This is a genomic window from Niveispirillum fermenti, assembly GCF_052474395.1.
Genome location: NZ_CP156681.1, coordinates 2,410,500 through 2,431,529, shown reverse-complemented (window position 1 = coordinate 2,431,529; position 21,030 = coordinate 2,410,500). Strand labels below are relative to the sequence as shown.

The 21,030-nt window shown below is 66.8% G+C and carries 17 protein-coding genes; 6 read left to right on the top strand and 11 right to left on the bottom strand.

Features of this window, described 5'->3' with window-relative positions:
- Positions 1 to 79: 79 nt before the first annotated feature.
- The 3 genes from ABC728_RS22440 to ABC728_RS22430 form a co-directional block, all read right to left on the bottom strand.
- Positions 80 to 1,030 (bottom strand): septal ring lytic transglycosylase RlpA family protein, encoded by a 951-nt coding sequence (locus ABC728_RS22440; protein ID WP_416621217.1) that lies wholly within the window; start codon positions 1,028 to 1,030, stop codon positions 80 to 82.
- A gap of 66 nt (positions 1,031 to 1,096) precedes the next feature.
- Positions 1,097 to 2,092 (bottom strand): lytic murein transglycosylase, encoded by a 996-nt coding sequence (locus tag ABC728_RS22435; RefSeq protein ID WP_445376506.1) that lies wholly within the window; start codon positions 2,090 to 2,092, stop codon positions 1,097 to 1,099.
- 70 nt (positions 2,093 to 2,162) lie between these two features.
- Entirely contained in the window at positions 2,163 to 2,945 is a 783-nt protein-coding gene (locus tag ABC728_RS22430; RefSeq protein WP_416621219.1) for a YdcF family protein, read from the bottom strand.
- 294 nt (positions 2,946 to 3,239) lie between these two features.
- Between ABC728_RS22430 and ABC728_RS22425 the strand changes: the two genes are divergently transcribed.
- Positions 3,240 to 4,580: a putative bifunctional diguanylate cyclase/phosphodiesterase gene (locus ABC728_RS22425; protein WP_416621220.1), complete on the top strand. Its 1,341-nt coding sequence runs from the start codon at positions 3,240 to 3,242 to the stop codon at positions 4,578 to 4,580.
- A 75-nt stretch (positions 4,581 to 4,655) separates the two neighbouring features.
- Here the strand turns inward: ABC728_RS22425 and ABC728_RS22420 are convergent, their stop codons facing one another.
- From ABC728_RS22420 to ABC728_RS22390, 7 genes are all read right to left on the bottom strand, one after another.
- Positions 4,656 to 5,888 (bottom strand): peptidoglycan DD-metalloendopeptidase family protein, encoded by a 1,233-nt coding sequence (locus ABC728_RS22420; protein ID WP_416621221.1) that lies wholly within the window; start codon positions 5,886 to 5,888, stop codon positions 4,656 to 4,658.
- On the bottom strand, positions 5,885 to 6,541 hold the full coding sequence (locus tag ABC728_RS22415) for a protein-L-isoaspartate(D-aspartate) O-methyltransferase (RefSeq protein WP_416621222.1): 657 nt from the start codon (positions 6,539 to 6,541) through the stop codon (positions 5,885 to 5,887). Before ABC728_RS22415 ends, ABC728_RS22420 begins: the two co-directional genes overlap by 4 nt.
- Positions 6,538 to 7,320: a 5'/3'-nucleotidase SurE gene (surE, locus tag ABC728_RS22410; protein ID WP_416621223.1), complete on the bottom strand. Its 783-nt coding sequence runs from the start codon at positions 7,318 to 7,320 to the stop codon at positions 6,538 to 6,540. The genes ABC728_RS22415 and surE overlap by 4 nt, the downstream gene beginning before the upstream one ends.
- Positions 7,313 to 8,587, bottom strand: a complete 1,275-nt coding sequence (gene serS, locus ABC728_RS22405; RefSeq protein WP_416621224.1) for a serine--tRNA ligase — start codon at positions 8,585 to 8,587, stop codon at positions 7,313 to 7,315. The genes surE and serS overlap by 8 nt, the downstream gene beginning before the upstream one ends.
- A gap of 111 nt (positions 8,588 to 8,698) precedes the next feature.
- On the bottom strand, positions 8,699 to 10,021 hold the full coding sequence (locus tag ABC728_RS22400) for an ATP-binding protein (protein WP_416621225.1): 1,323 nt from the start codon (positions 10,019 to 10,021) through the stop codon (positions 8,699 to 8,701).
- Positions 10,022 to 10,062: 41 nt separating this feature from the next.
- Entirely contained in the window at positions 10,063 to 10,767 is a 705-nt protein-coding gene (locus tag ABC728_RS22395) for a response regulator (protein ID WP_416621226.1), read from the bottom strand.
- Between the two features lie 87 nt (positions 10,768 to 10,854).
- The gene (locus ABC728_RS22390) at positions 10,855 to 11,700 is read right to left on the bottom strand and encodes a phytoene/squalene synthase family protein (RefSeq protein ID WP_416621227.1); all 846 of its coding nucleotides are present in this window, start codon (positions 11,698 to 11,700) and stop codon (positions 10,855 to 10,857) included.
- A gap of 208 nt (positions 11,701 to 11,908) precedes the next feature.
- On the opposite strand from ABC728_RS22390, the gene ABC728_RS22385 reads away from it, so the two are divergent.
- The 3 genes from ABC728_RS22385 to hpnE all read left to right on the top strand — a co-directional run bounded on the left by ABC728_RS22385 (position 11,909) and on the right by hpnE (position 15,786).
- Positions 11,909 to 12,535: a superoxide dismutase gene (locus ABC728_RS22385; protein ID WP_416621228.1), complete on the top strand. Its 627-nt coding sequence runs from the start codon at positions 11,909 to 11,911 to the stop codon at positions 12,533 to 12,535.
- 225 nt (positions 12,536 to 12,760) lie between these two features.
- Positions 12,761 to 14,515 (top strand): squalene/phytoene synthase family protein, encoded by a 1,755-nt coding sequence (locus tag ABC728_RS22380; protein WP_416621229.1) that lies wholly within the window; start codon positions 12,761 to 12,763, stop codon positions 14,513 to 14,515.
- A complete protein-coding gene (gene hpnE / locus ABC728_RS22375) occupies positions 14,512 to 15,786 on the top strand; it encodes a hydroxysqualene dehydroxylase HpnE (protein ID WP_416621230.1) in 1,275 nt (424 codons plus the stop codon). Before ABC728_RS22380 ends, hpnE begins: the two co-directional genes overlap by 4 nt.
- Before the next feature lie 61 nt (positions 15,787 to 15,847).
- On the opposite strand, the gene ABC728_RS22370 is transcribed toward hpnE, so the two are convergent.
- Positions 15,848 to 17,257 carry a class II 3-deoxy-7-phosphoheptulonate synthase gene (locus ABC728_RS22370; protein ID WP_416621231.1) on the bottom strand — a complete coding sequence of 470 codons (1,410 nt, stop codon included), beginning with the start codon at positions 17,255 to 17,257 and terminating at the stop codon, positions 15,848 to 15,850.
- A 250-nt stretch (positions 17,258 to 17,507) separates the two neighbouring features.
- On the opposite strand from ABC728_RS22370, the gene ABC728_RS22365 reads away from it, so the two are divergent.
- Together ABC728_RS22365 and ABC728_RS22360 are read left to right on the top strand one after the other, a co-directional pair.
- A complete protein-coding gene (locus ABC728_RS22365) occupies positions 17,508 to 18,863 on the top strand; it encodes an AmpG family muropeptide MFS transporter (protein WP_416621232.1) in 1,356 nt (451 codons plus the stop codon).
- A gap of 1,941 nt (positions 18,864 to 20,804) precedes the next feature.
- On the top strand, positions 20,805 to 21,008 hold the full coding sequence (locus ABC728_RS22360; RefSeq protein WP_416621234.1) for a hypothetical protein: 204 nt from the start codon (positions 20,805 to 20,807) through the stop codon (positions 21,006 to 21,008).
- Positions 21,009 to 21,030 lie beyond the last annotated feature (22 nt).

The window sequence follows — 21,030 nt, the reverse complement described above, 5'->3', positions numbered from 1 at the left end:
CTTCCAGGGCGGCGGGGGCCAATGCAACCTTTGCCGACACGGGGATCCGGCGCGGCATCACGCTCCGATGGGCAAGCCGTCAGTCGATGAGAATGCGCGCCTCGCTGGTGCCGACCTGCAGAACCTGGGCCAGCACGGCGTCGGCGCGCTCCACCTGATCGAACGGGCCCAGCCGCACGCGATAGAATTGCTGGCCGTTGACCGTGGCGTCGGAAACGGCTGTCGGTGCGATGGAACTCAACTTCGCCCGCAGACGGCTGGCATTGTCATAGTTCGTGAAGGCACCGGCCTGGACATAGATGCGGCCGGGCCGGGCGGGTAATGCCTGTTGCTGCACCACGGGTGCCGGAAGGAACCGGCCGTCGGGCGAGGTGCTGCCGGCCAGCGTCGTCGGCGGTGCCACGGTACGGGCCGGCGGCGGGCTTGCCGGCGGCGGCACGCCTTCAACGGTAACCGACGGGCGTGGTGCGGCCTGCGGCACCGGGCCGCCATCGGGCGACCCCGCAACCTGGGTGCCGGCATTCATGGCCGCCGCGGCGATGGCACGGCTTTCATCGGCCAGCACCTCCACCCGCACCTTGGCCGTGCCTTGCTGGTCGAAGCCCAGAAGCTGGGCACCGCGCCGCGACATGTCGATGATGCGCCCCGACACGAACGGACCACGGTCATTGATGCGCACGACGATGGACCGGCCATTCTCCAGGTTGGTGACGCGCACCAGACTGGGCATTGGCAGCGTCTGGTGCGCAGCCGTCAGTTCGTTCTCGTTATACAATTCGCCATTGGCCGTGACCTTGGCATGGAAGCCCGGACCATACCAACTGGCGATGCCCGTTTCGTTGTAGCCGTAATCGACGCGCGGATAATACCACACGCCGCTGATCTGATAGGGGTTGCCCACCTTGTAGCTGCCGCCGGGGATGGCAGCCGGCTGCTGAGGCGCGGCGGGAGCGGCCGGCGCCGGGGCTGGCGGCGGGGGAGCGGACGCACAGCCGGACAGGCCGGCGATACCAAGACCCAGGACCGCCATTCTAACAAGATTTGCCCGCGCCATACTTCCCTACCCCAACCGATTGTGGCCGCAGCCTACATCAACTCATTTGCCCGCGCCAATATGGTCGGCAAGAATTCCGACCGCAGTGGCGAAGTAGGTCGACCGGTTCCAGTTCATGATGGTGCGGTAATTGCCATAGACCAGGAAGGCCCGGCCTTTCGCCCCATCCGGTGTGACCAGCCAAGCCTCCATGTCCGCGCGCGGCAGCGGTCCGCCATCGGCGTTGCGCACGCCGCGCCGGGACCAGACGGACAGGGGCTGCGGCTTGTCCCAACCGGTCCAGGCGGCCGAATTGGCCCCCTTGGGCAGGCGCACGGCGCGGCCCCAGGTCTGGTTGGCATTCCATCCCACAGTGCGCAGGTAATTGGCCGCCGACGCGAAGACATCGGCATGCGTGCCCCAGATGTCGCGCCGGCCATCACCGTCGAAATCCTGGGCATAGCTCAGGAAGCTGCTGGGCATGAACTGGCACTGGCCCATGGCCCCGGCCCAGGATCCCTTCATGTCCTCCGGTGCGATATGGCCCTGCTCCAGGATGGTCAGCGCCTTCAGCAACTCCCCCCGGAAAAAGGCGCTGCGCCGCCCGTCATAGGCAAGCGTCGCCAGGGCATCGACCACCTTGAACCCGCCCGTGTTGCGCCCGAAATCGGTCTCCATGCCCCAAAGCGCCACGATGAAGCGCGGCTGCACGCCATAATGCGCCGCGACGCGATCCAGCAGGGCGCGATGGGTCCGCATCATTTCCCGCCCCCTGTTGATGCGCGTCTGATTGACGGCCCGGGACAGGTAGGTGTCGAAGGTAACGGTCCGTTCCGGCTGTCTTGTATCCAGTTCCAGAATGCGGGCGATGGGTTCCACCCCCGTCAGGGTCGCGGAGATGATGGGCTCGCTTATCCCCTCACGGCGTGCCTCTGCCCGCAATTCGGTCAGCCATTGCTGGAAATCCGGGGCAGCCAGGACTGACGGGCTCCAGGCCAGGGCCAAAAGGCTGGCGGCCGCCAGGTGCCGGAACCGGATTTTCAGGGACGGTCGCGTCATATCCGATGGGGCCTTTCCTGATGCAGCGCTGCCTTCGCTTGTGGCATGCGCCCCCTTACCCCCGCAAGCCTCATGGCGCTGGCAAAAGGGTGGCAATCCGTCCGGAGAGGCGATAGGCCAGCAACCCCCGCCACTCGTGGGCGGCCGTCTCCATCACCGTGATGTTGCGGGACAGGTTGAGCCCGAAACGCCAGGCCTCCGACCGGCTCGCCTCATACCCGACGGGGAAGGCAACGAAGGTCACGCCGGGCATCACCTGCCGGAAGACGCCCATGGATCGCGGCATGTGCGCGGCCGAAGTCACCAGCAGCCAGCGGCCGCCCGCAACCAGGGGGCGGCTGTTCACGGCATTCTCCCATGTGTTGCGCGACGCGCCCTCATAGAACAGCCGCCCCTCGTCGAGCCCCCAGTCCCGAAACAGGGCGGCAGCGAAGGGGGCTTCCCTCGCATCGGGACGGCGCGGATCACCGCTGCCCCCGGTGAAGACCACGGGTATTCCCGGCAATTGGCGCATCAGGCCGGGCAGGACCGTCATCCGTTCGGCATCGCGCGTCAGTTGGGGGCTGCCATGCTCGGCAGAGGCCACCGGCATTATGGCGCCCCCCAGCACGATGACGCCATCGATGCCCGTCAGCGCCTCCGGGCCAGGCTGCGGGAAACGCTGTTCCAGGGGCAACAGCAGCCACGTCGCCAAGGGCGTCACCGCAATGGTCATGAAGCCGGCCACCGACAGGAACAGCAACCCCCGCCCCCATCGCCGGCCCATGCCCAGCACACCCGCCAACGCCAACAGCAGCAGCAGATTGGCCGGTGACGTCAACGCCGCAAGTGCCTTTCCAAACGCGAAATCCATCGACCGGCTTCCCCAGATAATACCCATTTACATAAAAGATACGAACGATCGGCCGCCCCTCGACAGGGGTGAAAAATGCCGCGTGGCATCAATGATGCGTTCCAAGTCCGATGGGTTTGTGCAATCATATCAAGTGCTGTCGGGTTTGCATTTGGGAAAGCGCGTGCGCTTCTCCTGGTGCAGCGCCGGACCAGTGGCTGAAGATGCGTGCTTCGTCGCCTGTTCGGGGCGGCATAGCCGGCTTTGGCCGGTTGATCCATCCAGTTTTTGCCGGGACCACAGAATTAGGCCGTCGTGACATTGCCCCAGATTATGACGCCGGATGGCATCCTGGCTGCCGACCCTGTCCCCCGTGACGCCGTCACCGGCGTGTGGGAGATGCGGCCTTTCGTAAACCGCGTCACGGAAATCCTGCAATCCCATGAAGGTCAGTTGATCGCCGGCCTGCTGGTCGTCGAGATCGACCGGATGACCCAGCTTTTCCGGGTCCATGGGCAGGATGCGCTGGACAAGGCGATGGCCACGCTGGTCAAGCGCCTGACGCCCATTTGCGGTTCCAACGACCTGATCTGCCGATTCGCACAGACGCAGTTCGCGCTGTTCCTGCCGGGCCTGGAGCATGCCGGCAAGGCGCTGTTCGCGGCATCGGCCATCGCCAATGCAATGGGCGACCCGATCATCGTGGGGGGGCAGCAGCTTTTCGTATCGGCAAAGATCGGCGTCGCCGTGTCGCCCAACGATGCCACCGATGGGCCTGCCCTGATCCGCAATGCCTGTGTGGCACTTGAATGCGCGATGAAATCGGGTACGGCCAATTATCTGCATTTCGTGCGCTCGATGCGCGACGATCTGAAGGACCGGCTGGACCTGGAGGATGAGTTGCGGGCCGCCATCCGCGACGACCAGCTTCTTCTGCATTATCAGCCCAAGGTCGCCATCAAGGGCGGACAGCCCGTCGGCGGGGAGGCGCTGCTGCGCTGGCGCCATCCCAGGCGCGGCATGGTGGCGCCGGGTATCTTCGTGCCCACCGCCGAAGAGACCGGGCTGATCGTACCCATCGGCGAATGGGTGCTGCGCACGGCGATCAAGCAGATACGCGATTGGCTGGATGCCGGTTATCCCCCCACCCAGATTGCCGTGAACGTCTCGGAACGGCAATTCCGCTGGGGCCATCTGCCGGCCCTGATCGATGTGCTGCTGGCCGAAAGCGGCATTCCGCCACATCTGCTCCAGCTTGAGATCACGGAAACCATCCTGCCCGACGACCTGGAAGGTGCGTTGCAGCAGATGCGCTGGATCGCCGACCGGGGCGTGGCCCTGGCCCTGGACGATTTCGGCACGGGCTATTCGTCCCTTTCCTATCTGCGCGAACTGCCGCTGGATTGCCTGAAGGTCGACCGCAAGTTCGTGATGGACATGGAGCGGGACCAGAGCACCCGTCACATTGTGGAAGCCATCGTTGCCATGGCCCAGGCCATGGACCTGAAGGTGGTCGCAGAAGGCATCGAGACTCCGGCCCAGTGGGAAATCCTGAAACGGCTGGGGGTGGAAGAGGGCCAGGGCTATCTCTTTGCCCGGCCGATGCCCGCCGACGCCTTTGCCGAGTTCATCCGTCACGCTGCCGAAAAGGGCTGATACCGGCCCCGCGGCTGAGACGTACAAGAAAGGGCGGACCGCCCCCCACCTGCACCCGATCAGCCAGCCCCCGCTTCAGCGTTCCAACTGATCCAGCGGGTTCAGCACCTGTTCGCCCTTGCGCACGGCGAAATGCAGTTGCGGCGAGCGAACATTGCCGGTCTGGCCGACCGTGCCGATCCCCTGCCCGCGCGTCACGCGCTGTCCCTGCTCCACAGCGACATCCTCCAGATGGGCATAGACGGTGACCCAGCCGCCCTCATGCCGGATGAGCACCAGGTTACCGAAGGATTTCAACTGATTGCCGGCATAAGCGACGATGCCGGCATCCGCCGCGGCAACGGCCGTGCCGCGTGCCGCCCCGATATTGATCCCGTCATTGCGCAGGCCGCCCGGCTTCTCCCCGAAACCCGATACGACCGGCCCCTTGACCGGCCACAGGAACCGGCTGCCGGCGCGCGGCGGCGGGGTATCGGGACGGGGCGGCGGCGTGGTGGGAGCCGCGGCGATCTGTGTTGGCGGCGCCTCTATCACGGCAGGCGGGGGCACGGCAGGCAGGGGCACGACCGGTGCAGCCGCCGGCGGCGGGGAAACGGATGTTGCCGGACCGGCGGCGGGGGGCGGGGGCAGGCTCTCCGCCTCGATGCTGCGGCGGCCGGCCGCGCTGCCGGCGCCTGTCACCGGTGCCGGGGCGGGGGGAACCGGTGCCGTCGTAACGGGCGGTGGGGGCGCCGTAACGACCGGACGGGGCGACCGTTCGACAGGAAGGGATGTGGCCGGCGGCTGCTCGGGCTTGCGGGCAGGCGGTGGCGGGGCAACCCAGGCCGTGGTGGTGGATGGCGGGGGGGCCGAAACGGATGGCGGCGGAGCCGCAACGGGGGCGGCCGGCATGGGGCTCTGCCCCGGCAGCCGCAGATTCTGCCCGACATGAAGGGTATAGGGCGGCTGGATATTATTCATCCGCACCATTTCCGACATATCGACGCGGAATTGCCGCGACAAGCCATAGAGCGTGTCGCCGGGCTTCACGGCATAGGTGCGGGGAACCGGCAGGGTCAGACGCTGACCGGGCTGGACAAGATAGGGCGGGGCCAGGCGGTTCGCCTCGATCAGGTCGCGTAGCGGAACGCCATATTGCTGAGAGAGGCGGTAAAGCGTATCGCCACGCGACACGAAAATGCTGTTGGCGGGCGCGGCGGGGGCGCGCATGGCCGGGGTCGGCAAATCCCCCTGGGTGGAACAGCCGGCCAGCGGCAGGCCCGCCAGGATTGCCGCCAGCAACCATGTCCGATGCCGACGGCCCGTCATGCCGACACCGGGTCCGGAGCGATCTCCGGCAGCAGGGGAACGAACCTGACAGGCCACAATGTCTCTCGCTTCAATCCAGTCTCGTCGCGCCGGATGCGCACGACGTTCAACGCGCGATGATCCGGCCCCAGCGGGATGACCATAATACCGCCCACCGCCAATTGGTCCACAAGATCGGGGGGCGGGTTGCCTATGCAACCGGCGGTAACCAATATCCGCTCGAACGGGGCGGCCTCCGGCCATCCCTTGATGCCATCGCCGACCCGCGCCGTGATATTGTGCAGGCGAAGCGCCGTGAAACGCTGTTCGGCCTCCTGCGCCAGCGGGCGATGGCGTTCGATCGTGTAGACCCGCCGGGCAATCCGGGCCAGGATCGCGGCCTGATAGCCGCTGCCGGTTCCGATCTCCAACACCTTGTGCCGGTCGCCCAGTTCAAGGGCCTGGGTCATCAGGCCCACAACCTGTGGCTGGCTGATGGTCTGTCCATTGCCGATGGGCAGCGCCGTATCCTCATAGGCCTGATCGCGGAAAGGGCGCGGCACGAAGAATTCCCGCGGCACCAGCTCGATCGCCCGCAGCACATTCACGTCCGTCACCCCCTGGCGGCGCAGGAGCATCAGCAGCCTGATCTTCCGCGCCGCGCCGCTTGTCATGCGAACGCCCCCTTCAGCCCCTCCAGGCAGCCATAATGGGTCAGGTCCAGGAAGATGGGCGTCACCGCGATGCCGCCATGGTTGACCACATGCACATCGGTGCCATGGGGTACATCCGCGTCCCCCCGCACGGGGCCAATCCAGAAATAACGCCGGCCGCGCGGATCGACCCGCTCGTCCAGTTCATCCCCGACCTTGCGGTTGCCATGGCGCACCACCTGGATACCCGTGACATCGGCCACCGCACGGTCGGGATAGTTCACATTCATCAGGACCAGCCGGGGCCAATCGGCCATCGACATGATCTTTCGCACCACATCGGCGCCATAGGCTTCCGCCACGGCCCAGTTGGGCGGGCCATCCTGGGGCAGGCGCTGGCTCATGGCGATGGCGCGCACCCCCAGCAGCGTCGCCTCCATGGCACAGGCAACGGTCCCGGAATAGGTCACATCCTCGCCCAGGTTGCTGCCATGGTTGATGCCGGACAGGACCAGGGTCGGACGCTTGTCCGCCAGCAGGTGGTTGATGGCCAGCAGCACGCAGTCGGTCGGCGTGCCATCGACGGCGAACCGCCGGGGTCCCAGTTCGCGCAGGCGCAGGGGCCGGTGCATGGTCAGGCTGTGACTGGCCCCCGACTGTTCCAGTTCCGGCGCAACCACCCAGACATCATCGGTCAGTTGGCGTGCGATCTTCTCCAGGACGGCAAGGCCGGGGGCATGGATGCCGTCATCATTGCTGATCAGGATGCGGGCATCGCTGAAATCGAAGGGCTCAACCATGGGCCGAAATCCGCTCCACCCCGCCCATGTAGGGCACCAGCGCGTCGGGGATCAGGATGGACCCGTCGGCCTGCTGGTAATTCTCCAGCACGGCGATCAGGCAGCGACCGACCGCCACGCCCGACCCGTTCAGCGTGTGCAGGAACTGCGTCGCCTTCTCCCCCCTGGCGCGGAACCGGCCCTTCATGCGGCGGGCCTGGAAATCCCCGCAGTTGGAGCAGGAGGAGATTTCGCGATAGGCCCCCTGCCCCGGCAGCCAGACCTCGATATCGTAGGTCTTCTGCGCGGCGAATCCCATGTCGCCCGTGCAGAGCGTGACGGTGCGGAACGGCAGACCCAGGCGCTTCAGCACGGTTTCCGCCGCATCCGTCATGCGCTCATGCTCGGCCTGCGACTGGTCGGGCCGCGTGATGGAAACCATTTCCACCTTGTAGAACTGGTGCTGGCGGATCATGCCGCGCGTGTCGCGGCCGGCCGATCCCGCCTCGGAACGGAAGCAGGGCGTGCGGGCCGTCAGCCGCAGGGGCAGTTCCTCGGCATCCAGGATGGCATCATTGACCAGATTGGTCAGCGGCACCTCTGCGGTGGGGATCAGCCAGAAACCGTTGGTGGTCTGGAACAGGTCCTCTGCGAATTTCGGCAACTGGGCGGTGCCGAAGGCGGCGTCATCCTTCACCAGCAGCGGCGGCGACACCTCCTCGAACCCGTATTCGTTCGTGTGGATGTCCAGCATGAAATCGCCCAGCGCCCGTTCCAGCCGGGCCAGCTTGCCGCGCAGCACCGTGAAGCGCGCGCCGGACAGCTTGGCCGCGGCATCGAAGCTCATCAGGCCCAGCGCCTCGCCCAGTTCGAAATGCTGCTTCGCGCCGGCGATATCCGCCGGCGTGCCGACGCGGCGGATTTCGACATTGTCATGCTCGTCCTTGCCCTCGGGCACGTCGGCGGCCGGCAGGTTGGGAATACCGGCCAGGATGCCGTCCAGTTCGGTGGCAAGCTGGCGTTCCCGCTCCTCGATCCGCGGCATGCTCTCCTTCAGGCCGGCGACCTCGTCCAGCAGGGGCTGAGCGTCCCTGCCTTCCTTCTTGTAGCTGCCGATCAGCTTCGACGCCTCGTTCCGGCGGGCCTGCAATTCCTGGAACTGTGTCTGGCAGGCGCGGCGCTCCTGATCCAGTTCCAGGATGCGGGAGGAAAGCGGTTCCAATCCGCGCCGGGCCAGGCCGGCATCGAAGGCAGCGGGATTGTCGCGGATGGAACGGATATCGTGCATGGAAAACCAGATGGATAGGGGTTCAGTCTGTGCCCCCGTTTATAGGGGCGGATGGGGGACCGCGTCCAGAGAGGGGATCAGCCGGGAATGGAAGCGGGATATAGCCGGGCATCACAGGGGCAGTCGCAGCACGGCGCGCAGGCCACCCTGCGGGCTGTCGCGCAACAGAACGTCGCCGCCATGCCGGCGCGCAATGTCGCGGGCGATGGTCAGGCCCAGGCCGACGCCGCCCGTCTTCTGGTTGCGCGACGGCTCCAGCCGGTAAAATGGCCGAAAGACATTCTCGCGCTGTTCCTGCGGAATGCCCGGCCCGTCATCATCGATGAGGATTTCCACAAAACTGCCCTTGCGCTCCAGGCTCAGCCAGACATGGCGGCCATAGCGCGCGGCATTGCCGATCAGGTTGGACAGGCAGCGCCGCACCGACAGAAGCCGCAAGGGCAGTACCACCGGGTCGCCCTGTGTCACCATCGGGTCCAGCGTCAGCCGCGCCCCCTCGCGCCGGGCATTGCTGGCCATCTCGGCCAGCAGCAGCGACAGGTCGATGTTGCGCTGTTCCTCCTCCCCATCCCCGCGGGCAAAGGAGAGATAGCCGTCGATCATCACCTGCATCTCGGCCACATCGGCCTTCAATTCCTCCACCTCCGCCATGTCGGGCATCATGGCAAGCTGCAGCTTCATGCGCGTCAGGGGGGTGCGCAGATCGTGGCTGACGCCGGCCAGCATTTCCGTCCGCTGGGCGATCTGGCGCCGGATGCGGTCGCGCATCAGAAGGAAGGCATGGGCGGCCTGCCGCACCTCCAGCGCGCCCTCGGGCCGGAAATCGGGGATGTCGCGCCCCTTGCCGAAGGCATCGGCAGCAATGGCCAGCCGGCGGATGGGCCGTATCTGGTTGCGCATGAACAAGGTGGCGATGGAGAACAGCACCAGCGAGCTGCCCAGCATCCAGATGATGAACAGATAGCTGGTGAAGCTGTACAGCCGCCGTTCCGGCGACAGCACCGACAGAACCCCGTCGGGCAGTTGCACCCGGATCTCGATCCATTTATGGGCGACATTGCTGTTGATGCGCCAGGGCCGGCGGACCCGGTCGTCCAGCGCCTGGCCCAATGTCTCCTCCAGCGCGCCGCGCAGGCGCGGCGGGGGCGGGGGCAACTGCTCCCCCGGCGTCCAGGTGAACAGGATGTCGGTGTTGCGGGCCGCCATGGCCAGCGTCTGTTGTTGCGCCACCTCGTCGGTGTCGCGGCCCAGTTGCTCGATGACGAAGGCGATCTCGCCGGCCACACTGTTGGCGAGCCGGTTCGTCATCGTATCCCAGTGCCGGTCATAGAAGACGAAAGTGGCGATGGCCTGGGCCAGCACGACGGGCGTCATCATGATCAGCAGCGAACGCGCGAAAAGCGTCGCCGGCACATAGCGCTTCAACAGCCGCATCGGCCGGGGACGTTGGTTCCAAAATCGGCGCAGCGCTTCGCTCAATCAGGCCTCAACACGTAACCTTCGCCCCGGACGGTCTGCAGATAACGCGGTTCGCGCGGATCATCCTCCAGCTTGCGGCGCAGGCGGGTGACCTGCACATCGATCGTGCGGGCGTTGGCGGCATCCGCCCCCGCCTTTTCCACCAGCGTTTCGCGGCTCAGCACCACATCGGGCTCGGCAGCCAGGGCGCGCAGCAGGCCCGCCTCCATCGTGGTCAGGCGCACCACCTCATCCCCCGACCGCAATTCCTCCCGCGCCGGATCGAACAGGAACCGGCCCAGGCGGATGGCTTTCTCCGTCCCGCTATCCGGGGCGGGGCGGGCCCGGCGGCGCAGGATGGCGTGCAGGCGCAGGACCAGTTCGCGCGGCTCGAACGGCTTGGCCAGATAATCATCGGCCCCGGCTTCCAGCCCCTGGATGCGCTCCTCCGCCTCCGCACGGGCGGTCAGAAGCAGGATGGGGGTATCACCCTGGGCCGACAGGTGACGGCACAGGTCCAGCCCGCTTTCCCCCGGCATCATGACGTCCAGCACGATCAGGTCGAACACCAGGCCCGCCAGACGGGCGCGGGCATCCGCCGCATCCGCCGCCGCCGTCACCAGGAAGCCGTTCTGGCCCAGATAGCGGCGCAGCGCCTCACGCAGGCGCGTGTCATCGTCGACGACAAGGATGTGGGGCTGTTCGGCAACGTCGTTCATCATGGCCCTGACATAACATGCCCGGCGGTCCGGGTCATTCGTGCCGCAGCGTGCTTACAAAGGGGGAAGCCCCGCGCCCGCCCGCCTGTCCTACCAGCGCCCCACGGTTGCGGCCCACCCCACCGACAGGGGACGGCCCAGTGTGGGACGCAGAAGCGTGGAAGACATCACATCATGGCCGGCCCTGGCCAGCCGTCCCAGATAATGATCCGCCAGGATGGCCGGCAACAGGGCCGGCAGGGCGGCCTTCGGCACCTCGCGCCGCAACGCGCGCGCGCGGACAAGCAGAGCGCGCGCGCTTTCTGCGACCTCTGCGGCAACCTTGGCGAGACCCGGCTCCGGTTTCAGTTCGAAAAGCGCGGGCTCGGTCACGCCATGATCGATCATCAGCGTCATCGGCAGGCGCGAACGGCGTCCCCGCGCCAGGAAGGGCGTGGCACGCAGGATGCCGGTCAGCGCCCAGGCGGTACCCACCAGCCGGGCCGCCTCCATCGCCGCCGGGTCGCGGGCGCCCAGCACCTGGCAGGCCAGCCCCACCACGGGGGCACCCGTGACCTGTGCATAATTGACCAGACATTCCATGTCGGCCGGCGCCTCGTCGTCCATGTCCGCTTCCCGACCGTCGATCAGCAGGTCGAACTGCCGGCGTTCAAGATCGTGGCGGGCGATGGCGGCGGCCAGCGGTTCCACCACCTCATGCCGGCGCGGGGCGCCCTGGAATGCTCCTTCGATGCTCTCCCGCCACCATTGAAGACGGATTTGGCCCAACATGGGTTCGGTCACCACCTCTCGGGTCTTGGCGACCTCGTGGTTGAAGGCATAGAGCGCGAACAGATCCTCCCGCCGGTCGGCGGGGGCGAACAGCGCGGTCAGGAACCGGTCATTGTCATGCTTGCGGACCGCCTCGGCGCAGGCGGACAAGGCGGGGGTCGCCATGATACTCGTCCAATCCAAAGGTATGCCGCCTTATAGGCCTTCCTGTCTTTGCCGGAAAGCATATCGGTTCCATATGGTTGGTAGACCGAATATTCAGGGGTCGTTCGGGTTGACCCGTGCCCTTGGCGGTCGTATTCCTCATCCCCGTGTCCGGCTGCCCCCGCGTCAGGGGCGGCTTCAACCCTTCGAGAGAACAGGAGCCATCACCATGGCCTTCACCCTGCCGGCACTGACATACGACACCGCGGCGCTGGAGCCGCATATCGACGCACAGACCATGGGCCTGCACCATGGCAAGCACCATCAGACCTACATCACCAACCTGAACAATGCGCTTGCCGACCACAGCCAATTGCAGGGCCTGTCGCTGGAAGACCTGCTGAAGCGTCTGGGCGAACTGCCGGAAGGCATCCGTACCGCCGTGCGCAACAATGGCGGCGGCCACGCCAACCATTCCATGTTCTGGTCCATCATGGGGCCGAACGGCGGTGGCGACCCGACCGGTGAGGTGGGGCAGGCCATCACCCGCGATTTCGGCTCGTTCGAGGATTTCAAGAAGAAGTTCAACGAAGCCGGCACGAAGCAGTTCGGCTCCGGCTGGGTGTTCGTCACGGCCGACACCGCCGGCAAGCTGGCCATCGTCGCCCAGCCCAACCAGGACACGCCGCTGTTCAACGGCACACCGGTCCTGTTCGGCAATGACGTGTGGGAACACGCCTATTACCTGAAGTACCAGAACCGCCGCGCCGATTACCTGGCCGCCTGGTGGAACGTGGTGAGCTGGGACGCCGTGAACGACCGTCTGGCCAAGATCAAGGCCGGCGCCGTCATCTGATGATAGCCTGCATCCCGGTGGGCGAGCCCGCCGGGATGCAGGCTATGAGGGCTTCCGGCAGGAAAGCCTTGGTGTGCCAGAAAACCCCGCCGGCAGGCCGCTGGCGGGGTTTTCTTTGATCGGCATGACGGGGGGCGTGGGCGTTTGCCGCATTATCGCCACTTCTACAACTATGCTGGACGTGGCAAACTATCGTCCCGATCGAAGACAGGGCCCGTTCCTCCCATGGCCGACTTCCACCTGTCCGTCCAGACCCCGGCAAAACCGGGCGAACCCACCGCCCGCAAGGGGATGGAGGGAGAGAATTTCCCGGTTGCCTCCCGTCTGATCCCGGCCCCCTACCGGCCACATGTTCTCGCCTTCTATGCCTTCGCCCGGCTGGCCGACGACATCGCGGACGACCCCCATGTCGAACCCGACATGAAGATCGCACAAATGGACGCGCTGGAACGGGCGCTGGTCAGCGGCATCGGCAACCAGCCCTGGCTGGCACCAGCCCTGACACTGAAGGCGACGCTGACGGCCACCGGCGTCTCCGGTGTCCATGCGCGCCAGTTGCTGCAGGCCTTCCGCCGGGACGCCATGGGCAGCCATTGCAAGACCTGGCAGGATCTGGTGCTTTACTGCCGCTATTCGGCCAATCCGGTCGGCCGGTTCCTGCTTGAACTGCACGGCGAGGGGATCACGGCGTCCCCGGCCTCTGATGCGCTCTGCACAGCCCTGCAAATCCTCAACCACATTCAGGATTGCCGGAACGACTGGGTCGAACTGGGGCGCTGCTATCTGCCGACCGACTGGTTCAAGGAAGCCGGCGGGTCGGTGGAACATCTGGTGGAGATGGAGGCGACGCCGCCGGTACGCGCCGTCATCGATCGCACGCTGGACAATGTCGACTCGCTGCTGCGCCGGGCGGGGTCCCTGCCCCGCCAGATCGCCAATCCCGGCCTGCGGCTGGAAGCGGCAGTGATCGTTGAGATGGCCATGGCCCTGTCGCGCCAGTTGCGCCGCCGCGACCCGCTGGCCGGCAAGGTGCAGGTGGGACCGGTGGGCCGGCTGGCCGCCGTTCTGACCGGCGTGCTGCGCGGCATGTCGCGCCGGCCGCCGCGCCTGACACCGGAAAGCAGCCTGGCCAGGGCGGGCAGTTGCGGCACCTCCACCTTCTACTGGCCCCTTCGCCTGCTGGGGCAGCGGCGGCGCCGTGCCATGTTCGCGATCTACGGCTTCTGCCGCGCCGTGGACGATATCGCCGACGGCCAGGAAAAGCAGGATGTGAAGCGCGGCGCGCTGATCGACTGGATGCGCCGTATCGATGCCATGTACGGGCTGCCTGGCCCTGGCCGCCATCACGGCCGGCTGCGCGACCTGGCAGCCGCCATGCGCCGGTACAACCTGCCCCAGGCCGAATTCCATGCCGTGATCGATGGCATGATGATGGATGTGGATGGTCCCATCCGCGCGCCGTCGGTTGGCACGCTGGCCCAGTATTGCCGGCGGGTGGCGGGTGCTGTCGGGCTATTGTCGATACGTGTGTTCGGGCGCGGCGATGCCGGCGCCGATGCCTTCGCGCTGGCGCTGGGAGAGGCGCTGCAACTGACCAACATCCTGCGCGACGTGGAAGAGGATGCGAAGGATGGCCGATGCTATCTGCCCGAAGAGATGCTGGAGGACGCCGGCATCGATGTGGAAATGGTGCAGGCCGACCCCCAATCGGTGCTGACCCATCCCGCCCTGCCCGTGGTCTGCGATGCCCTGGCCGACCGCACCCAGGCGGCCTTTGAACAGGCCCTGTCCCTGATCGGCAAACCGAATCGTCGCCTGTGGCCGGCGTTCGCCATGATGATGCTGTATCACCGGCTGCTGGTCCGCCTGCGTCAGCGCGGCTGGTCGCCGGATGTGCTGGGACAACGCACCCGTCTGAGCGGGGTGGAGAAGATCGGCGTGGCCCTGGCCTGCGCCCTGGGCCGTTCGCCGCGCCTGTGAGCCTTTCCGGCGTCACCCACGTCGTCGGGGCCGGCCTGTCCGGGCTGGCCTGCGCCACCCGTCTGGCCACGGCCGGTCATACGGTCATCCTTTACGAGGCGACGGACCACGCCGGCGGTCGCTGCCGAAGCTGGCACGACACGCTGCTGGAAAGGATCATCGACAATGGCAACCACCTGATCCTGGGCGCGAACCAGGAATGCATGACCTATCTGGCGCGCATTGGCGGGGCTGGCGAGCTTTTGGCTATCGATCCCGTGGCGCTGCCGTTCCAGGATCTGGCGGACGGCAGCGCATGGACCCTACGTCCGGGCGCGGGCCGGATCCCGTTCTGGCTTGCCGACCCGGCGCGGCGGGTGGCGGGTGCAGGACCGATCGATCATCTGGGCGTCCTGGCACTGGCCTTGGCAGGGCCGTCGCGCACCGTGGCCGACATGTTGCGGGCCGATGATGTGATCACCCGCCGGCTTTGGAAACCGTTGGCTGTCTCGATCCTGAACACACCGTGGGATACGGCATCGGCCCGTCTGCTATGGGGTGTCCTCCGCCGCACTTTGCTTGGGGGAAGCGATGCCTGCCGGCCGTTCATCGCCGGGCCCGGCGGCCTGTCGGGGGCACTGGTCGGCCCTGCCTTGACCGTGCTGGCCCGGTCCGGCGCGGCAGTGCGGTTCGGCCATCGGCTGCGGGCGGTCGAGCGGGCCGGCGATGGAACGATCGCAGCCCTTCGCTTCACCGACGGCCGGCAGGTGGCCCTGGACCGGGCGGACTGTGTCATCCTGGCCCTTCCGGCCGATGCCACGGGCGCATTATTGCCGGACATTCCGGTCCCCGATGCCTTTCATGCGATCCTGAATGCCCATTTTCGCCTGGGTGCGCCTGTCCGCCTTCCAGCGGGAATGCCTTTGGTGGGACTGGTCGGCGGCGTGACGGAATGGCTGTTCGCGCGCGGCGATGTGCTGTCGGCAACGGTCAGCGCCGCCGACGTCCACATGGACCGGCCGAACGACGATCTCGCCCGTCTGCTGTGGGCGGAAGCGGCACGGGTCCTGGACCTTCCGCCGGCACCGGTTCCACCCTGCCGCATCGTCAAGGAAAGGCGTGCCACCTTTGCCGCCACACCAGCCCAGAACCGGCGGCGGCCCGGCCCGGCACAGGGCCGCAACCTGATCCTGGCTGGCGACTGGACCGCCACGGGCCTGCCGGCCACCATAGAGGGCGCCATCCTGTCCGGACACCGCGCAGCCGAACTGGCGATGCGAAGGCCGGTTTGAAATAGAAAAGGGGCGACGGCCGGACAGGCCGTCGCCCCCAACTATTCCCGAAAGGTCAGGGTTACTCCGCCGCGACGCGCGGGCGCGGCTGCCCCATGCGCACAGCCTTCAACCCCTCGGCGATCAGGAAGGCCAGTTCCAGCGACTGGCTGGCATTCAGGCGCGGGTCACAGGCCGTATGGTAACGCAGGGCCAGCGCATGGTCGGTGATGGCCTGCGCGCCGCCGGTGCATTCCGTCACGTCCTGCCCAGTCATTTCGAAATGCACGCCGCCGGGGTGCGCCCCCTCCGCCCGGATGACATCCATGAAGCCACGGACCTCGGCCAGCACCCGGTCGAACGGGCGCGTCTTGTAACCGGTGGAAGATTTGATGGTGTTGCCGTGCATCGGGTCGCAGGACCACACGACGGTCCGCCCCTCGCGCTGTACCCTGCGCACCAGCGGGGCCAGCTTGTCAGCGACCTTGTCGGACCCCATGCGCACGATCAGGGTCAGGCGCCCCGCCTCGTCCAGCGGGTTCAGCGTGTCGATCAGGCGGATCAGGTCATCCCCGTCCATGCTGGGGCCGCATTTCAGGCCCACCGGGTTCTTCACCCCGCGCAGGAATTCCACATGCGCGCCATCGGCCTGGCGGGTGCGGTCGCCGATCCACAGCATATGGGCTGACACGTCGTACCATTCGCCCGTGGTACTGTCGATGCGGGTCAGCGCCTGCTCATAGGGTAGCAGCAGCGCCTCATGGCTGGTGAACAGTTCCGTTTCGCGAATCTGGGAGATGTTGTCGCCCGTGATGCCGCAGGCCGCCATGAAGGACAGCGCCTCATCCAGCCGGTTGGCCAGATCCTGGTAGCGCTCGCCCTGCGGGCTCTTCTCCACAAAGCCGAGGTTCCACTGATGCACCTTGTGCAGGTCGGCATAGCCGCCCTGGGCAAAGGCACGCAGCAGGTTCAGCGTGGCGGCCGACTGGTTATAGGCCTGGACCATGCGTTCGGGATCGGGCACGCGGGCCTCGGCCGTGAAATCGAAGCCGTTGATGATGTCGCCGCGATAGCTGGGCAGTTCGACACCCTCGATCACCTCGGTGTCGGCCGAGCGCGGCTTGGCGAACTGGCCGGCCAGACGGCCCACCTTCACCACCGGCGTGGCGGCGCCAAAGGTCAGCACGACCGCCATCTGCAAAAGCACGCGGAACGTGTCGCGGATATTGTTGGGATGGAATTCAGAGAAGCTTTCCGCGCAGTCGCCCCCCTGCAACAGAAAGGCCTCCCCGCGCGCCACCTTGCCCAGATGTTCCTTCAGGCGCCGCGCCTCGCCCGCAAAAACCAGCGGCGGATAGGCCGCCAGCTTGGCTTCCGCGGCCTTCAACCGGGCTTCGTCGGGATATGAGGGAACCTGCCGGATCGGCTTGGCGCGCCAGCTATCAGGCGTCCAGCGCCCGGCGGTCCCCACCTTCTGCGTATCCGTTGGCATGATCCTTACCTCATCCTTCTCTCTAATCCCGTCCCGGCCATGGCTCCCTTGCCGGCGGGCATCAGCATTTTGGGTTCCCCGCAATGGGCTCTCACCCACGGGTCGACTTTTGTAAGCGACTCGGGGGGGTATTTTCCAGTCCAATCAACCTGCGTTTTGCGCAATGTTCGTGCGCAAATAGGCCGCGCGGCCAGACCGCAGCTTGCCTATACTCGCGCCGAAGCCCTTCGACTGCCAGCAGGATTTGCCGATGACCAGCGCCCAGACGCCGCCGAAAGCACCGCCCGCCGCCGCCGGCTGGCGGCAGGTGATGCGGGCCCTGGGGCGGCCGAAGGTCCTGGTGATGCTGCTGCTGGGTTTCTCCTCCGGTCTGCCGTTCCTGTTGACGGGCAATACGCTGGGATTCTGGCTGCGAGAGGAAGGGGCCGATCTGGCGACCATCGGGTTCCTGTCGTGGATCGGCATCGTCTATTCACTGAAGATGTTCTGGGCACCCATCCTGGACCGGATGGACGCCCCCCTGCCCGGCCGCCTGGGCCGGCGGCGAAGCTGGATGCTGCTGGCCCAGCTCATCATCGGTGCCGGCCTGCTGGGCATGGCCAGTGTGGGGCCGGGCGGGGGCGACCTCTGGGCACTGGGCGGATTCGCGCTGCTGGCGGCCTTCGCCTCCTCCACGCAGGATATCGTGGTGGATGCCTGGCGCATCGAAAGTGCGGCCAATGGCGAGGAACAGGGCCTGTTGTCGGCCTCCTATCAGATCGGCTACCGGGCGGCCATGCTGGCGACCGACAGCCTGATCCTGCTGCTGGCAGCCGGGATCGGCTGGCAATCCTCCTACGGGGTTGCCGGGGCCGTGATGGCGGTGGGCATCGCCGCCACGCTGATGGCGACCGAACCGGTGCGTCAGGTGCCGGCCGGGGGCGTCACCACCGCCCCGCTCTGGACGCGGGCCGGGTTTGTCGATGCCTTCATCGGGCCGTTGACGAGTTTCCTGCGCACACATGGGCAATTGTCCATGCTGATGCTGGCGGTCGTCATGCTGTACCGGCTGGGTGATTTCCTGATCGGCCCCATGATCAACCCTTTCTATGTCGATCTCGGCCTGACCAAGGAGGTGGTGGGCACGGTGCGCGCGTCGGTCGGCCTTTGGGCATCGGTTGCCGGTATTGCCCTGGGCGGGATCAGCTCGGTCAGGCTGGGATTCCGGCGCACGCTGATCCTGGGTGCCATCCTCGGTCCCTTCTCCAACCTCGCCTTCTCGGCCATGGCCATGGCCGGGCCGGACATCGGCGTGTTCACGGTGGCCATCATCGTCGACAACATCGCCACCGGCTTTGCGGGCGTGGCGCTGACGGCCTATATGTCCAGTCTGACCAGTATCGGGTACACGGCCACGCAATATGCGCTGCTTTCGTCGCTCTATACCGTGTTGGGCAAGGTGCTGAAGGGCTTCTCGGGTCAGGCAGTGGAAGCGATGGAACCCTTGGTGGGGCAGATGTCGGCCTATGCGCTGTTCTTTGCGGGGACGGCGGCCGTCGGTGTTCCCGTCGTGGCGCTGTGTCTGTTCCTGGACCGTGTCGCACGCCGCCATCGGGGCACCCCCTGATCCCCGCCCATCAAAGTTGGGCAGGGCCGCGATGCACGTCTAGAATCCGCACGGGCAGGTACACATAGGCGGATTCGTCCCACCACCGGGGTTCGTCTCACCACCGGGGTCCGTCCCGCCACCGGGGTCCGTCCCGCCACCGGGGTTCGTCTCACCACCGGGGTTCGTACCACCACCGGGATTCGTGCCACCGCCGGGGTCCGTACCACCACCGGGGTTCGTACCACCGCCCGGATTCGTCCCGCCACCGGGGTTCGTGCCACCGCCGGGGTTCGTCCCGCCACCGGGGTTCGTGCCACCGCCGGGGTTCGTCCCGCCACCGGGGTCCGTCTCACCACCGGGGTTCGTCCCACCACCGGGGTTCGTCTCACCACCGGGGTCCGTCCCGCCACCGGGGTCCGTCCCGCCACCGGGGTTCGTGCCACCGCCGGGGTTCGTCTCACCACCGGGGTTCGTGCCACCGCCGGGGTCCGTCTCACCACCGGGGTCCGTCCCGCCACCGGGGTTCGTCCCACCGCCGGGGTTCGTCCCGCCACCAGGGTTCGTTCCACCACCGGGGTCCGTCCCACCGCCCGGATTCGTCCCACCGCCGGGATTCGTGCCACCACCGGGGTTCGTCCCGCCACCGGGGTTCGTCCCGCCACCGGGGTCCGTCCCGCCACCGGGGTTCGTTCCACCGCCGGGGTTCGTCCCACCGCCGGGGTTCGTCCCGCCACCGGGGTTCGTCCCGCCACCGGGGTTCGTCCCGCCACCGGGGTTCGTCCCGCCACCGGGGTTCGTGCCACCGCCGGGGTTCGTTCCACCACCGGGGTTCGTTCCACCGCCGGGGTTCGTCCCACCGCCGGGATTCGTGCCACCACCGGGGTTCGTTCCACCACCGGGGTCCGTCCCACCGCCCGGATTCGTTCCACCGCCTGGGTTCGTGCCACCGCCAGGGTTCGTGCCACCACCAGGGTTCGTTCCACCGCCGGGGTTCGTCCCACCGCCGGGATTCGTGCCACCACCGGGGTTCGTCCCACCACCGGGATCCGTCCCGCCGCCGGGGTTCGTGCCACCGCCTGGGTTCGTCCCGCCGCCACCGGTCGTGCCGGCGATGACCCCACCCACACCCGCAGCGATGCCGGCAACCGTGCCGGCGCCGACCGTGGTTCCCCCCCGCCCCCCAGCGCAGAGGCGGCACCGCGGTCATCCTGTCCCACCAGTTCCGCCACCTGCCGGTCGTCGTCACGGGGCCTGCCGATATTGGTCAAGGTGTCGTCACCCAAGGCGACAACAGTATGGCTGGCGGGATTGATCACCTCCCCCCCGACAAGCTGGATCTGCGTTTGCAGGCCCGTAGCGGCACTGATTGCCGTAGCGATGGCGCCCAGGTTCAATGGCTGGTCTGCGAAGATGACAGGGTTCTGCACCATGGCAACCAGCACAACCCGTCCCCGGGTGATGCTTTCGATCAGGTTCACACCCACACGCACCACCGATGCCGTCATGGCCGTCGCCGTGCCCGACTGCGTCGTCACCCGAAGGTTGCGTATCTCCAGTTCCGGCGGGAAGCCCCGCACCGTCTCTGGCAGGGCATGCACCCGCATCCCCCGCAGCCCGCTGTCATTCACTGCCTGAAGGACCCGTTCCGCCCGTCCCGGTATGTCGAAGGCGAAAGGGGCCAGCATGATCAGGAGCGTGGCAATGGCCACGCCATACAGCACGAAGCGGAAGAACCAGCGCAGCGGTGTCAGGACAAGGCGCAACATGGAAGACCAACCGGCAGGGCATGGACAGGAACCCCATTCTACCGTGAGCAACCTATCAAAGTCTTGTGGTCACTGCACCGCTTGCCTACCAGAACTGGCATGTGCCGACAGCACAACCTTAGGGTCGTGGACAGCGTCCACCCGGCACAGCATTGTGTTGCCAGGCGCTTTGCGTTGACGAGACCCAGGAAGCATGTCGGAAGCCTCCCCCGCGCTCTACGAATTCTGCTGGATGGACGGCACCGGAAAGGTCACGGCCGTGTCCTGCTGGGCCCGCGGCCGGCCAGAGGCGGAAGATGCTGCCCGCCGGGCAGGCTGGCCCGGCCATGACGGCACGCGGCTGGGCCGCTACCGCGCGGAATTGGAACGGCTGATGCGGATCGACGATATTTCTTGAAAATGGCTGTTGACAGGGTCGG

Bases quoted from the DNA above. Each gene is read 5' to 3' on its own strand.
- surE (WP_416621223.1), bottom strand. From the start codon at position 7,320: ATGGTTGAGCCCTTCGATTTCAGCGATGCCCGCATCCTGATCAGCAAT.
- ABC728_RS22440 (WP_416621217.1), bottom strand. From the start codon at position 1,030: ATGGCGGTCCTGGGTCTTGGTATCGCCGGCCTGTCCGGCTGTGCGTCC.
- ABC728_RS22420 (WP_416621221.1), bottom strand. From the start codon at position 5,888: ATGACGGGCCGTCGGCATCGGACATGGTTGCTGGCGGCAATCCTGGCG.
- ABC728_RS22365 (WP_416621232.1), top strand. From the start codon at position 17,508: ATGACCAGCGCCCAGACGCCGCCGAAAGCACCGCCCGCCGCCGCCGGC.
- ABC728_RS22380 (WP_416621229.1), top strand. From the start codon at position 12,761: ATGGCCGACTTCCACCTGTCCGTCCAGACCCCGGCAAAACCGGGCGAA.
- ABC728_RS22435 (WP_445376506.1), bottom strand. From the start codon at position 2,092: ATGACGCGACCGTCCCTGAAAATCCGGTTCCGGCACCTGGCGGCCGCC.
- ABC728_RS22400 (WP_416621225.1), bottom strand. From the start codon at position 10,021: ATGCGGCTGTTGAAGCGCTATGTGCCGGCGACGCTTTTCGCGCGTTCG.
- ABC728_RS22360 (WP_416621234.1), top strand. From the start codon at position 20,805: ATGTCGGAAGCCTCCCCCGCGCTCTACGAATTCTGCTGGATGGACGGC.
- ABC728_RS22430 (WP_416621219.1), bottom strand. From the start codon at position 2,945: ATGGATTTCGCGTTTGGAAAGGCACTTGCGGCGTTGACGTCACCGGCC.
- ABC728_RS22370 (WP_416621231.1), bottom strand. From the start codon at position 17,257: ATGCCAACGGATACGCAGAAGGTGGGGACCGCCGGGCGCTGGACGCCT.
- ABC728_RS22390 (WP_416621227.1), bottom strand. From the start codon at position 11,700: ATGGCGACCCCCGCCTTGTCCGCCTGCGCCGAGGCGGTCCGCAAGCAT.
- ABC728_RS22395 (WP_416621226.1), bottom strand. From the start codon at position 10,767: ATGATGAACGACGTTGCCGAACAGCCCCACATCCTTGTCGTCGACGAT.
- serS (WP_416621224.1), bottom strand. From the start codon at position 8,587: ATGCACGATATCCGTTCCATCCGCGACAATCCCGCTGCCTTCGATGCC.
- ABC728_RS22385 (WP_416621228.1), top strand. From the start codon at position 11,909: ATGGCCTTCACCCTGCCGGCACTGACATACGACACCGCGGCGCTGGAG.
- ABC728_RS22415 (WP_416621222.1), bottom strand. From the start codon at position 6,541: ATGACAAGCGGCGCGGCGCGGAAGATCAGGCTGCTGATGCTCCTGCGC.